Source organism: Kitasatospora sp. NPDC041917 (assembly GCF_055589745.1).
In genome coordinates this window covers 21,774-34,050 of the sequence record NZ_JBVJBI010000040.1, presented here as the reverse complement: position 1 = coordinate 34,050, position 12,277 = coordinate 21,774, and the positions used below count along the sequence as shown (strand labels likewise).

The following is a 12,277-nucleotide window of genomic DNA, read 5'->3' as shown; positions in this document are numbered from 1 at the left end:
AACCGCCCCGGCCCCCAGGTGTCAGAGCACCAGTTGGTCGAACAACCGCCGCAGCTCCGCCTCCGGATCCGCGGTCAGCCCGGTGTGCACGGACCCCGGCTGGACGATCGCACTGCGCGGCGCGGTCAGCCAGCGGAACCGCTGCCCGGGGCTGTCCCCCGCCGCCGGACCGGCCTGCGGCCCGCCGTGGCAGACCGCCTCGATCCCGTGCAGCGCCCGCCGCACGCCCTGGACGTCCGCCACCGGGTCCAGCGCCAGCAGCCGGGCCTGGTCCAGATGGGTACGGGCCGCCAGGTGCGAGCTCTGCCGGCAGTACAGCAGCACCCCGACGTTGACGCACTCGCCGCGCTCGACCCTCGGCACCGCGCGGATCACGGCGTACTCGTAGTCGTGCAGTTCGACGGTGGCCGGCAGCGCGGACAGCGCGGGCTCGGTCATGCGGGCACCTCCGGCAGCCAGTCGCGCGGACCGGCCAGTCGCTCGGTCAGCTGGGCACGGTACGCGGCGCGCACCTCGTCGGGCGAGTCGAAGCCGAACTCGTCCACCAGCCAGACCTCGGGGATCTGCGCCACCGCGCCCTCGATCGCCGCCTCGGCGAGCGGCGCGAGCGCCTTGTCGGCCGCCGCCAGGTCCGGCCGGGCCCGCAGCAGCGCGTGGTCGGAGGCGTCGTACGGACGGCGGACCCAGGACGCGGCGCCCGGCCAGTTGTGGTGGAAGATCAGGCTCGCGCCGTGGTCGATCAGCCGCAGCCCACCGGTGGCCACCAGCAGGTTGGGGTTGCGCCAGGAGCGGTCGACGTTGCCGATCAGCGCGTCGAACCAGAGCACCTGCCCGGCGAGCTCCGGCTCCACCTCGAAGCAGAGCGGGTCGAAGTTGAGCGCGCCGCTGACGAAGGCCATCCCGAGGTTGGTCCCGCCGCTGGCCCGCATCTGGTCCTGGACCTGGTGGTCCGGCTCGCTGCGCGCGAGCACCGGGTCCAGGTCGATCGTCACCAGCTCCGGCACCGGCAGCCCGAGCCGCCGGCCGAGTTCCCCGGCCAGCACCTCCGCGACCAACGCCTTGCGGCCCTGCGCCGCACCGACCCATTTCAGCGCGTACAGCCGCCGATCGTCGGCCTCGACCAGGCCCGGCATCGAGCCGCCTTCTCGCAGTGGCGTCACGTACCGGATCGCCGTCACCTCGGGTAGCACGGCCGACAGCCTATCGGTGTCACCGCCCCACCCGCTCCGACCCCACCGCCGCGCCGCCACTCTCCCCCCACCCGCCCCGCTGCTCCCCCACCGCCGCACCACCGCTCTCCCCCACCCCCACGGCCCCACCCCGGTGGCAGCCCCCGCTGCTCCGTGCGAGTGTGGCGGACAGTAATGGGGACCTTCACGGCAAAGGGATGAGCGATGGAACGACCTCGGATCCTGATCGTGGGCGGTGGCTTCGCCGGCCTGGAGTGCGCCCGCCGACTCGAACACAAGCTGTCACCGTCGGAGGCCGAGATCTCGCTGGTCACGCCGTTCAGCTACCAGCTCTACCTCCCCCTCCTCCCCCATGTCGCGGCCGGCGTCCTGACCCCGCAGTCCGTGGCCGTCTCCCTGCGCCGCTCGCTGCGCCGCACCCACATCGTCCCCGGCGGGGCCATCGGCGTGGACCCGGCCTCCAAGGTGTGCGTCGTCCGCAAGATCACCGACGAGGTGGTCGCGCAGAAGTACGACCACCTGGTGCTCTCCCCCGGCAGCGTCACCCGCACCTTCGACATCCCCGGCCTCACCGACTACGCCCGCGGCATGAAGACGCTCGCCGAGGCGGCCTACGTCCGCGACCACGTGATCGCCCAGCTCGACCTCGCCTCCGCCACCCTGGACCAGAAGGAGCGCGAGTCCCGGCTCCAGTTCGTGGTCGTCGGCGGCGGCTACGCGGGCACCGAGACGGCCGCCTGCCTCCAGCGCCTGACCACCGCCGCCGCCCACCGCTACCCGCGCCTGGACGCCCGGCAGATCAAGTGGCACCTGATCGACATCGCCCCGAAGCTGATGCCGGAGCTGGGCGATCCGCTCGGCGAGGCCGCCCTGGAGGTGCTGCGCGAGCGCGGCATCGAGGTGTCGCTGGGCGTCTCGGTGGCCGAGGTCGGCGCCGAGACCGTCAAGTTCACCGACGGCCGGGTGCTCCCCTGCCGCACCCTGATCTGGACCGCCGGCGTGGCCGCGAGCCCGCTGATCGGCACCCTGGACGCCGAGACGGTCCGCGGCCGGCTCGCCGTGACGGCGGAGATGCGGGTGCCGCAGTTCGAGGGCGTGTTCGCGATCGGCGACGCCGCCGCCGTCCCCGACCTCGCCAAGGGCGACGGCGCGGTCTGCCCGCCGACCGCCCAGCACGCCGCCCGCCAGGGCCGCGCGGTCGCGAACAACCTGATCGCCTCGCTCCACGGCCGCCCCCTGGAGCCGTACTACCACAAGGACTTGGGCCTGGTCGTCGACCTCGGCGGCAAGGACGCGGTCTCCAAGCCGCTCGGCGTGGAGCTGCGCGGGGTGCCCGCCCAGCTGGTGGCGCGCGGCTACCACCTGATGGCGATGCGGACCAACGCGGCCAAGTTCCGGGTGGGCGCCAACTGGCTGCTCAACGCGACCGCGGGCGACGACTTCGTCCGCACCGGCTTCCTCGCCCGCCAGCCCGCCCGCCTGCAGGACTTCGAGTACACCGACGCGTACCTGACGAAGGACCAGGTCCGCGCGCACGCCCAGTCGCTGCTCGCCAAGGGCTGAGCGACGGCCGTACGGCGCCCCCGCGGCCGAGGCTGCGGGGGCGCCGTGTCACAGGGGTCGGCGCGCCGTCGGGCGCGCGGTCACCGAGCGGTGAGGTACATCCCGCCCGCGTCCTGCCCGGCCGTGTTGCGGCACGCGTAGTCACCGCTCGGACGCGCCCACAGCAGCGTCAGGCAGCGCCCGACCGCCTGCTGGCCGTAGTAGTTGGGGTGCATCGACTCCTGCAGCACGCCCTGCGTGGAGTTGAGCCCGCCGTCCAGGAAGCGCGCCCACTCGCTGGTGGTCGCGGACGGGCCGGTGCTCGCGGTCGGCTGCTTGGTGGCCGTCGAACAGACCTCGCGGCCCTGCAGCATGTCCGACAGGTCCAGGAACTGCGCGCCCTTGGCAGCGGCGACGCCCGCCAGCGCCCGGGAGATCTGCGGCACCATGGAGTCGCGGGCCCAGTCGGCGTCCCCGTCCCAGAACGGGCAGCCGCCGGTGTTGGAGCGGGTCCAGCCGCTCTCCGGGTAGCGCATCTCGGCGCTGCGCGGGATCGGCGACGGGTAGGACTGCAGCACCAGGCGGTAGTCCGACTGCGCGTAGCCGGCGTCGGCCATCACCGCGCGGACCTCGTCGACCGCCTTGCCGACCCCGGCCATCGCGGCGGGCATCCTGTCGTCGATCTGGGACTGCGCGGAGTAGTGGCAGTAGGAGTACCAGACCAGGTAGTCCTTCACGCAGGTGGAGATGACGTCCGAGAAGCCCAGGTCGTTGCCGCCGATCGACAGGGTGATCAGCTTGACGTTGTTCTGCCGTGCCACGGTGGCGAGTTGGTCGGCCTGCGGGGCCTCGCCCTTGAGCGACTGGCCGCCGTTGGAGGCGCGGAAGACGTTCGCGCTGACGGCTCCGGAGCAGGCCAGGTCGATCTCGTTCTGGGCCCCGGTCGAGGCGCTGAGCACCTCGGAGACGTCCGAGCGGTCGCATCCGCTCGCGGCGGTGGCGCCGTAGACCCGCGAGGCGTCGTACGCACTGCCGGTCCAGGCCCGGTCGGTTCCGTTGCGGCTGCCGCTGGTGCCGGCCGAGTTGCCCTTCCAGCGGCCGGCCTCGCCGGAGATGTAGCTGTCGCCGAGCGTGACGCTGGCGGTGGGCCCGGACGGCACGGCGGCCGGTGCGGCCGGTGCGGCGGAGGCCGGCGAGGCGACGGCCAGGCCCGCGACGACGAGCGGGAGCGCGAGGGCTGCGGCCAGCAGCCGCCGGCCGGGACGACGGGTACTGCGGGTGCTGCGGGTGTTGCGGGTCATGCTCGAACGGTTCTCGGGCACTGCGGAACTCCTGCGGCTCGATCCTCCCGAGGAATGGGGAACGGGAGGATGCCTGGGTGAGGGTGGGCCGCCGGCCGGTGGCGCGATGAAAGATGACATGCCCGCGCTCGCCACCGCTAGGCATCTGCGGGAGGTTTCCGCTTTTGTTACCGCCGGGTTCAGACCAGGCGGGCGGGCGACGACCGGATGCCGCCCGCGGTTCACGCCCGCCACACCTGCCCCACCCGGCCCACGGCGCACCGGCCCACGGGCTCACACCAGCCGCGACCCGCCCCCGCCCGCCCCCAGCACCGCCGCCAGGTCCTCCGCCAGCTCCCGCGCCTGCGCCGCCTCCAGCCGCGCCGTGGTGAACCGCAGCCCGGGCGGCGACTGGATCCGGTACCGCGCGCCGGGCGCCGCGACCCAGCCACGCTGCACCAGGGCCGCCAGCACCGAGGTCTCGTCCGGCACCGGCACCCAGACGTTCAGCCCGCTCCGCCCGTGCGCCTCGATCCCACGGGCCGCCAGCTCGCCCAGCAGCGCGTCGCGCCGGGCCCGGTACGCGGCGGCCACCCGGTCCGCCGGCGCGGCGTCGCCGCGCCACAGCTCGGCGACGGTGCGCTGCAGCAGGTGGCTGACCCAGCCGGCGCCCAGCCGCATCCGGCCGGCCACCCGCCCGATCGTCTCCGCGTCGCCGACCGCCACCGAGACCCGCAGGTCCGGCCCGTACGCCTTGGCCGCCGAGCGCACCACCGCCCAGTTCCGGGTGCCGGGGCCGACCAGCGGGTGGTACGGCTGGTCGACCATGCCGTGCCCGTGGTCGTCCTCGATCAGCAGCACCCCGGGGTGCTCGGCCAGTACGGTCTTCAGCGCCTCGGCCCGCCGCGCGGTGAGCGCCGCTCCGGTCGGGTTCTGCGCCCGGCTGGTGACCACCACGGCCCGGACGCCCTCGGCCAGCGCGGCGGCCAGCGCCTCCGGCAGCGGGCCCTCGTCGTCCAGCCGGACGGGCACCTGCTTCAGGCCCAGCGCGGGCAGCAGGTCGAGCAGGCTGCCCCAGCCCGGGTCCTCGACGGCCACCGCGTCGCCGGGGCGCAGCCGGGCGCCGAGGATCCGTTCGATGGTGTCCAGCGAGCCGGAGGCGACGGCGATCGGGCCGCCGGGCAGGCCGTCGGCCTCGAAGGAGGCGCGGGCGAGCGCGAGCAGCTGCGGGTCGACGGCGGCGTGCCCGTACAGCACCGGGTCGGTGCGCGCGGCCTCGGCGGCGGCCGCGAGGGCCGGGGCGAGGTCGGGCAGCAGGGCCGGGTCGGGGTTGCCGGTGGACAGGTCGCGGGCGTGCGGCGGGACGGGGATGCGGATCTGGTCGCGCGGGGTGAGCGCGGGCCTGGGCAGGATGCGGCTGCCCTTGCGGCCGGCGGTCTCGATCACGCCGCGGTCGCGCAGCAGCCGGTAGGCCGCGGCGACGGTGTTGGGGTTGACGCCCAGTTCGGCGGCGAGGTCGCGCAGCGGGGGCAGGGCGGTTCCGGGGGCGAGTCGCCCGCTGCTCACGCCCTGCTCGATGTGGGCCGCGATTTCGCTGGCGCGTCGCCCCTTCAGCGGATAGTCTCCTAGCACAAAGCAAATTATGCACTAGTACGTAGAGGATGTCATGTCAGCCACCCCGGAAGGGTCGCCCAGCTACTCCCGCACCGCCAGGACCACCCCCACCCGCTACCGGGACCGGGCCACCTGGGAGCAGGAGGCGATCCACGCCATCCTCGACAGTGCCTACATCTGCCACCTCGGCTTCGTGGTCGACGGCGCCCCCGTGGTGCTGCCGACGATCTTCGCCCGGGTCGGCGGCCGGCTCTACGTCCACGGCTCCACCGGCAGCCGCCCGATGCGCAACGCCTCCGGCGAGCAGGGCATGCCGGTCTGCGTCACCGTCACCCAGGTCGACGCGCTGGTGCTGACCAAGTCCGCGTTCAACCACTCGGTGAACTTCCGCTCGGTGGTCGCCCACGGCACCGCGCACCAGGTCACCGACCCCGAGGAGCTGGACATCGCGCTCGCCGCCCTGGTCGACCACGCGATACCGGGGCGCTCCGCCGAGGTCCGTCCGGCCAACGCCAAGGAGCTCGCCGCGACCGCCGTCCTCCGGCTGGAGCTGGACGAGGTCTCGGCCAAGACCCGCGAGGACGGCGCCGACGACGACCCGGAGGACGCCGACCTGCCGTACTGGTCCGGCCTGATCCCGGTCACCGCGGTGCACGGCACCCCCGAGCCGCACCCCGGCACCACCGTCCCGCTCCCCGCGCACCTGCGCGGCTACCCCCGCTGACGGGAGGCGCACCCGTGCTGATCAGATCCTGGGACCGCGGCGACGAGGCCGAGTGGCGGGCCTGGCTCGCCGAGGGCCGCGACTTCGGCCTGCTCGCCGCCAACGGCGGCCCCGGCGAGGGCCCGGTGCTGGTCCCGACCCACTTCCTGCTGGACGTCGAACACGGCGAGATCCTGCTCCACCTCGCCGCGCCCAACCCGCTGCTGGCCGCCGTCCGGGCCGATCCGAAGGTCACCCTCGCGGTCACCGACGGCTACGCCTTCGCGCCGGGCCACTGGCGCGGCGCACCGGGCACACCCACCAGCTACTACGCCTCGGTCCACTTCCACTGCACCGCCGAGGTGGTGGAGTCCGCGGCCGGCAAGGCGGAGATCCTCAACCGCCAGCTGGCGCACTTCCAGCCGGAGACGCCGGAGGTCCGGGTGGTGCCCGGCGAGGGCGAGTTGGCCCGGCAGCTGCCCGGGCTGCGCGCGCTCCGGCTGACCGTCGACGAGGTGCGGGCCAAGTTCAAGTACGACGACAAGAAGCCGGCCGAGGCACAGTACGCGATCGCCGACCGGCTCGCCGAGCGTGCCGGCGGCCCGGGGCGCGGCCGGGACCAGTACGCCGCCGCCCGCGCCCAGTTGCTCCGCCGTCACCGGCGGCGCACCGACGGACCGCGCACCGCACCGCAGGGCCCCGCCGGCCCCCTGGACAACGCCCCGCACTCCGACCTCCCGCGCACCAGCGGACGGCGCACCGACGGGCCGCACGCCACCGGCTGACCCCGGATCACCCGGTCGGCCGCCAACTCGGGCAGGTCGGCCGCCGCGCTGCTCGAATGTGAGACGAGCCCTGCCCACTCGGCGTCGGAGCGGGCCCGTCGACCCCCGGGAGCGCGCGTGTCCTCAGTCAACAGCCAACGGGCGGCCGGCGAGGCCCACCTCGGCCACGTGGTGTTCATCTCGGCGGCCGCCGCCATGGGCGGCTTCCTGTTCGGCTACGACAGCGCGGTGATCAACGGTGCCGTGACGGGCATCCAGAAGCACTTCGCGGTGGGCCACGGCACCACCGCCTTCGTGGTGGCCATCGCCCTGCTCGGCTCGGCCCTGGGGGCGGTGCTCGCCGGCCGGCTCGCCGACCACCTCGGCCGGGTCCGCACGATGCTGCTGGCCGCCGCACTGTTCGCGGCCAGCGGCATCGGTTCGATGTTCCCGCCGAACATCGAGACCCTCGCCGCCTGGCGCGTGGTCGGCGGCATCGCGATCGGCATCGCCTCGGTGATCGCCCCCACCTACATCGCCGAGGTCGCCCCGACCGCCTACCGCGGCCGGCTCGCCTCGTTCCAGCAGATGGCTATCGTGCTCGGCATCACCGTCTCCCAGCTCGCCAACTGGGCGCTCAACCAGGCCGCCGGCGGCGAGTCCACCAACCACCTCGGCGGCATCCAGGCCTGGCAGTGGATGCTCGGTGTCGAGGCCATCCCGGCCCTGGTGTACGGGCTGATGGCGCTCGCCATCCCGGAGTCGCCGCGCTTCCTGATCGCCGACCACCGCGAGGAGCAGGCCCGCAAGGTGCTGGCGGAGGTCGAGGGCGAGGGCGTGGACCTGGACGCCCGGGTGGCGGAGATCCGCTCGGTGCTGGAGTCCGCCCACAAGCCCCGGCTCAAGGACCTGCTCGGCGGCCGCTTCGGCCTGCTGCCGATCGTCTGGGTCGGCATCGGCGCCTCGGTGTTCCAGCAGTTCGTCGGCATCAACGTGATCTTCTACTACTCGTCCTTCCTGTGGCAGTCGGTCGGCATCAACGAGTCCAACTCGCTGCTGATCAGCCTCTCCACCTCGATCATCAACGTGATCGGCACGGTGATCGCGATGGCCCTGGTGGACCGGATCGGCCGCAAGCCGCTCGCCCTGGCCGGCTCGATCGGCATGGCGGCCGCGCTGGGCACCGCCGCCTGGGCGTTCTCCTACCGGGAGGGCACCGGCAGCACCGCCACCCTGGACAACACCCACGCCACCGTCGCCCTGATCGCGGCGCACGTCTTCGTGCTCTGCTTCGCCTTCTCCTGGGGCGTGGTGGTCTGGGTCCTGCTCGGCGAGATGTTCCCCAACCGGATCCGCGCGCTGGCGCTGTCCGTCGCCGCCTCGGCGCAGTGGATCGCCAACTGGGCGATCACCGTCAGCTTCCCGGACCTCGCCGACTGGAACCTCTCGGCGACGTACGTCATCTACGCGGCCTTCGCCCTGCTCTCCATCCCGTTCGTGGTCTTCTGCATCAAGGAGACCAAGGGCCGTGCCCTGGAGGAGATGGGCTGACCCGGCCCACCCCGCCGAACACCCGCCGCACGCGGCCCGACCCACCGAGAGGAAGCCATGCCTGACGAGGGCGGCTCCCGGCAGAACGTCACCTTCCCGAGCAACGGCCGCACCGCGCACGGCTACCTGGCCCGCCCGCCGCAGGGGGTCGGGCCGGGCCTGGTGGTGGTGCAGGAGTGGTGGGGGCTCACCTCGCACATCGCCGACGTGGCCGACCGCTTCGCCGCCGAGGGGTTCACCGTCCTGGCCCCCGACCTGTTCGGCGGCGCCACCACCCACGACGGCGCCGAGGCCGCCCGGTTCAAGCGCGAGCTCCCGGTCGACCGGGCGGTGGAGGACCTGGCCGGGGCCGTCGACCACCTGCTCGCCCTCGACGGCGTGGTCGGCGACGCGGTCGGCGTGGTCGGCTTCTGCATGGGCGGCGGCTTCGCCCTGCTGCTGGCCGCCCGGGCCGGCGACAAGGTGGCCGCCGTGGTCCCGTTCTACGGCCTGCCGCCCGATCCGGACTTCGACTACCGCGGACTGACCGCCCATGTGCTCGGCCACTTCGGCGAGTTGGACGGCTCGATCCCGATGGCCGCCGTGGACGAGGCGGCGATCCGGATCGGCGAGGCCACCGACGTCCGCCCGGAGATCCACTTCTACCCGGCCGGGCACGCCTTCATGAACGACGAGAACCTGATCGGCACCCACGACCCGCTCCAGGCCCGGATCGCCTGGCGCCGGACCCTCACCTTCCTCTGGGGCCACCTCGGCTGAGGGGGCCAGCTCGGCCGATGGGGCCGGCTCGGCCGAAACCCCACGCCCCGGGCCCTCCGGGCGGGTAAACCGGATGGACACCCGTACGGCCCCACGGCATAGTCTCCGGGTGCCGACCCCACTCCCGTCCCCGCGCCGCTTCGCCTGGGCGAGCCGCAACTTCCGCATCCAGACCGCCGCCACCGTGATCAGCGGCCTCGGCAACGCCGGCGCCCCCATCGCCACCGCCTTCGCCGTGCTCGGCACCGGCGGCACCACCACCGAGGTCGGCTACGTCACCGCCGCCCGGCTGGTGCCCACCGTGCTGCTCATGGTGGTCGGCGGCACCCTCGCCGACCGGCTGCCGCGCCACCTGATCATGGTCGCCGCCAATGTGTTCAGCGGGGTCTCCCAGGCCGTCCTGGCCGCCCTGGTGCTGACCGGGGAGGTCCGGCTCTGGCAGATGCTGGCGCTCTCCGCGGCCGGCGGGGCCGGCTACGCCCTCTACTCCCCCGCCTCCGGCGGCATGATCATGCAGGCCGTCCCGCAGGAGCACGCCGCCCGCGCCTTCGCGGTCTTCCGGATGGGCCTCAACGCCTCCCAGATCGGCGGCGCCGCCCTCGGCGGCGCCCTCACCGCCGCCGTCGGCCCCGGCTGGGTGCTCGCCCTGGACGCCCTGTGCTTCCTGGCCGCCGCCGCCCTCCGCTTCTTCCTGGAGCCGGAGCAGGGCCCCGCGTCCACCGGCACCAGCATGCTGCGCGATCTGCGCGAGGGCTGGCGGGAGTTCGCCTCCCGCCGCTGGCTCTGGGTGATCGTGCTCCAGTTCTCCGTGCTGGTCGCCTGCATCAACGCGGTGGAGTCGGTGTACGGGCCGACCGCCGCCAAGGAGCGGCTCGGCGGCGCGGGCGCCTGGGGCCTGGCGATGTCCGCCTACGGCGTCGGCCTGGTGGCCGCCGGCGTGCTGATGACCCGCTGGCGGCCCCGCCGGATCCTGCTGGTCGGCAACTGGGGGGTCTTCCTGTTCGGCGTGCCCGCCGTGGCCCTCGCCGCCGAGGTGCCGCTGCCGCTGCTGGTCGTCGCGATGTTCCTGTCCGGCGTCGGCGTCACCGTCTTCAGCGTCAACTGGATGGTCGCGCTCCAGCAGGAGATACCCGAGGAGATGTTCTCCCGGGTGTCCGCGTACGACGAACTCGGCTCCTACTCGCTGGCCCCGGTCGGCACGGCGCTGGCCGGCCCCGCCGCCGTGGCGCTCGGCCTGTCCGGCGCGCTCTGGGCGTGCGCCGTCGCCTGTCTGGTGCTCAGCGCGGTCGTCCTGCTGGACCCACAGGTCCGCCGGCTGAGCCGTCGGAGCACGTCGGACGCACCGGTGCCCGTCGGCGAGCCCGCGCCCACCCCGTGAGCGCCCCGTGCGCCCCGCGTGCGCCCGCCCGCGGGCAACCGGAGGTGTGCGAGGGTCGTCCGAACAGGCAGGAAACACCACCGCATCCGAGGGGCCACCGGTGCCGAAGCCACTGCTGTTCCTGGACGTCGACGGCGTCCTGAACCCGGTCTGCCCGCACCCGGACGCCGGGTTCGACGCCCACACCCTGTTCGGCTACACCGTCCTGCTGTCCGCCCGGCACGGCGCCTGGCTGCGCGAGCTCGCCGGAACGTACGACCTGGTCTGGGCCACCACCTGGGAGGAGCACGCCAACACCCACATCGCCCCCGCGATCGGCCTGGACCCGCTCCCCGTGGTCACCTTCACCGGCTACGTCCCGCAGCCCGGCGACCCGCGCGTCCCGCTGATGGAGCTGTTCTCCGCCGCCAAGTGGGCCCCGCTGCTGCGCTACGCCGACGGCCGGCCGTTCGCCTGGGTGGACGACGTCATCCCGCCGCGGCTGGTCCGCCGCTCCCAGTGGCGCCGGGACCGCCTGCTGCTGCCCGTCGACCCCGGCCAGGGCCTGGAACGCCGGCACGTCGACCGGCTGCTCGCCCGTCCGCCGCGCGGCCAGGCGCTCTCGCTCAAGGGGTCGGAAGCCAGCTGACGTGCCCGGCCAGCAGGGCGTACCCGACGAAGGCCACGGTGTCGATCAGCGCGTGCGCCGCCACCAGCGGCATCACCCGCCCCCAGCGCCGGTACAGCAGGCAGAACACCACGCCCATCACCATGTTGCCGATCAGCCCGCCGACCCCCTGGTACAGGTGGTACGAGCCGCGCAGCACCGAACTCGCCACCACCGCGGCGGGCCACGACCACCCCAACTGCCCCACCCGGCGCAGCAGGTAGCCGAGGACGACGACCTCCTCCAGGATGGCGTTCTGCCAGGCCGACAGCACCAGCACCGGTACCCGCCACCACACGTCCGGCAGCCCGGACGGCGCCACCGTGAGGTTGTACCCGGCCGCCTGCGAGGCCAGGTAGAGCGCCAGCCCCGACCCGCCGATCGCGGCCGCGACGGCGGCGCCCCGCCCCAGGTCGCGCAGCTTCTGCCCGAGGTCGAAGCCCAGCACCCGCAGCGTGACGCCCTCGCGCACCAGCAGGTAGCCGACCAGCACCACCGGCATCAGCCCGCGGCCGATGTAGTACAGCTGCCAGACGAGGTCCAGCCAGGGCCGCCCGGGCGCCCGCGAGCCGTTCAGCGTGGCGACCTGCTGGCCGAGCTTGAGCGGTTCGGTGAGCGAGCCGGTGAAGCTGATCAGCGCGCTGATCCCGCTGGCCCCGAGGGAGAGGCCGAGGACGATCAGCAGTTCCGCGCCGAACAGCCGACGGGTGGGCTTCGCGGTCTCCGGCGCGGTCGGGACGGTGGTCACGGGGGCTCCAGCGGAGGGGCGGTCGCTCCGGCCGTCGGCCGACCGCCGGAGCGATCATCCTGACACAGCCGCCGGGACGCCCCGGCGGGGAGGCGGGTTCCG

The 12,277-nt window shown here is 74.1% G+C and carries 12 protein-coding genes; 7 read left to right on the top strand and 5 right to left on the bottom strand.

Annotated features, from left to right (window positions below):
- Nucleotides 1-21: 21 nt before the first annotated feature.
- Both ACZ6EM_RS32780 and ACZ6EM_RS32775 read right to left on the bottom strand, forming a co-directional pair.
- Nucleotides 22-438 carry a DUF3037 domain-containing protein gene (locus ACZ6EM_RS32780; RefSeq protein WP_401048041.1) on the bottom strand — a complete coding sequence of 139 codons (417 nt, stop codon included), beginning with the start codon at nucleotides 436-438 and terminating at the stop codon, nucleotides 22-24.
- A complete protein-coding gene (locus ACZ6EM_RS32775) occupies nucleotides 435-1,190 on the bottom strand; it encodes a HipA family kinase (RefSeq protein WP_359907824.1) in 756 nt (251 codons plus the stop codon). The genes ACZ6EM_RS32780 and ACZ6EM_RS32775 overlap by 4 nt, the downstream gene beginning before the upstream one ends.
- Nucleotides 1,191-1,394: 204 nt before the next feature.
- On the opposite strand from ACZ6EM_RS32775, the gene ACZ6EM_RS32770 reads away from it, so the two are divergent.
- On the top strand, nucleotides 1,395-2,753 hold the full coding sequence (locus ACZ6EM_RS32770; protein WP_452178247.1) for an NAD(P)/FAD-dependent oxidoreductase: 1,359 nt from the start codon (nucleotides 1,395-1,397) through the stop codon (nucleotides 2,751-2,753).
- Between the two features lie 80 nt (nucleotides 2,754-2,833).
- On the opposite strand, the gene ACZ6EM_RS32765 is transcribed toward ACZ6EM_RS32770, so the two are convergent.
- Both ACZ6EM_RS32765 and ACZ6EM_RS32760 read right to left on the bottom strand, forming a co-directional pair.
- A complete protein-coding gene (locus ACZ6EM_RS32765) occupies nucleotides 2,834-4,033 on the bottom strand; it encodes a GDSL-type esterase/lipase family protein (protein ID WP_401053769.1) in 1,200 nt (399 codons plus the stop codon).
- Nucleotides 4,034-4,306: 273 nt separating this feature from the next.
- On the bottom strand, nucleotides 4,307-5,644 hold the full coding sequence (locus ACZ6EM_RS32760) for an aminotransferase class I/II-fold pyridoxal phosphate-dependent enzyme (protein WP_452178245.1): 1,338 nt from the start codon (nucleotides 5,642-5,644) through the stop codon (nucleotides 4,307-4,309).
- Nucleotides 5,645-5,678: 34 nt separating this feature from the next.
- Here ACZ6EM_RS32760 and ACZ6EM_RS32755 point away from each other — a divergent pair, with 34 nt between their 5' ends.
- The 6 genes from ACZ6EM_RS32755 (at nucleotide 5,679) to ACZ6EM_RS32730 (ending at nucleotide 11,409) form a co-directional block, all read left to right on the top strand.
- Nucleotides 5,679-6,350: a pyridoxamine 5'-phosphate oxidase family protein gene (locus ACZ6EM_RS32755; protein ID WP_452178244.1), complete on the top strand. Its 672-nt coding sequence runs from the start codon at nucleotides 5,679-5,681 to the stop codon at nucleotides 6,348-6,350.
- Between the two features lie 14 nt (nucleotides 6,351-6,364).
- A complete protein-coding gene (locus ACZ6EM_RS32750; protein ID WP_401045551.1) occupies nucleotides 6,365-7,114 on the top strand; it encodes an FMN-binding negative transcriptional regulator in 750 nt (249 codons plus the stop codon).
- A gap of 117 nt (nucleotides 7,115-7,231) precedes the next feature.
- Nucleotides 7,232-8,644 carry a sugar porter family MFS transporter gene (locus tag ACZ6EM_RS32745; RefSeq protein ID WP_401045554.1) on the top strand — a complete coding sequence of 471 codons (1,413 nt, stop codon included), beginning with the start codon at nucleotides 7,232-7,234 and terminating at the stop codon, nucleotides 8,642-8,644.
- Between the two features lie 57 nt (nucleotides 8,645-8,701).
- Complete coding sequence (locus ACZ6EM_RS32740) at nucleotides 8,702-9,403, top strand: dienelactone hydrolase family protein (RefSeq protein WP_387688261.1); 702 nt, start codon at nucleotides 8,702-8,704, stop codon at nucleotides 9,401-9,403.
- 109 nt (nucleotides 9,404-9,512) lie between these two features.
- Nucleotides 9,513-10,781 (top strand): MFS transporter, encoded by a 1,269-nt coding sequence (locus ACZ6EM_RS32735; protein WP_401045559.1) that lies wholly within the window; start codon nucleotides 9,513-9,515, stop codon nucleotides 10,779-10,781.
- 100 nt (nucleotides 10,782-10,881) lie between these two features.
- Nucleotides 10,882-11,409 (top strand): HAD domain-containing protein, encoded by a 528-nt coding sequence (locus tag ACZ6EM_RS32730; RefSeq protein ID WP_359907848.1) that lies wholly within the window; start codon nucleotides 10,882-10,884, stop codon nucleotides 11,407-11,409.
- Here ACZ6EM_RS32730 and ACZ6EM_RS32725 read toward each other — a convergent pair.
- Nucleotides 11,387-12,175 (bottom strand): CPBP family intramembrane glutamic endopeptidase, encoded by a 789-nt coding sequence (locus ACZ6EM_RS32725; RefSeq protein ID WP_380352367.1) that lies wholly within the window; start codon nucleotides 12,173-12,175, stop codon nucleotides 11,387-11,389. The two genes, ACZ6EM_RS32730 and ACZ6EM_RS32725, sit on opposite strands and share 23 nt — an antisense overlap.
- Nucleotides 12,176-12,277: the final 102 nt, after the last annotated feature.

Coding starts and splice junctions, on each gene's coding strand:
- ACZ6EM_RS32780 (WP_401048041.1), bottom strand. CDS start 438: ATGACCGAGCCCGCGCTGTCCGCGCTGCCGGCCACCGTCGAACTGCAC.
- ACZ6EM_RS32770 (WP_452178247.1), top strand. CDS start 1,395: ATGGAACGACCTCGGATCCTGATCGTGGGCGGTGGCTTCGCCGGCCTG.
- ACZ6EM_RS32765 (WP_401053769.1), bottom strand. CDS start 4,033: ATGACCCGCAACACCCGCAGCACCCGCAGTACCCGTCGTCCCGGCCGG.
- ACZ6EM_RS32755 (WP_452178244.1), top strand. CDS start 5,679: ATGTCAGCCACCCCGGAAGGGTCGCCCAGCTACTCCCGCACCGCCAGG.
- ACZ6EM_RS32740 (WP_387688261.1), top strand. CDS start 8,702: ATGCCTGACGAGGGCGGCTCCCGGCAGAACGTCACCTTCCCGAGCAAC.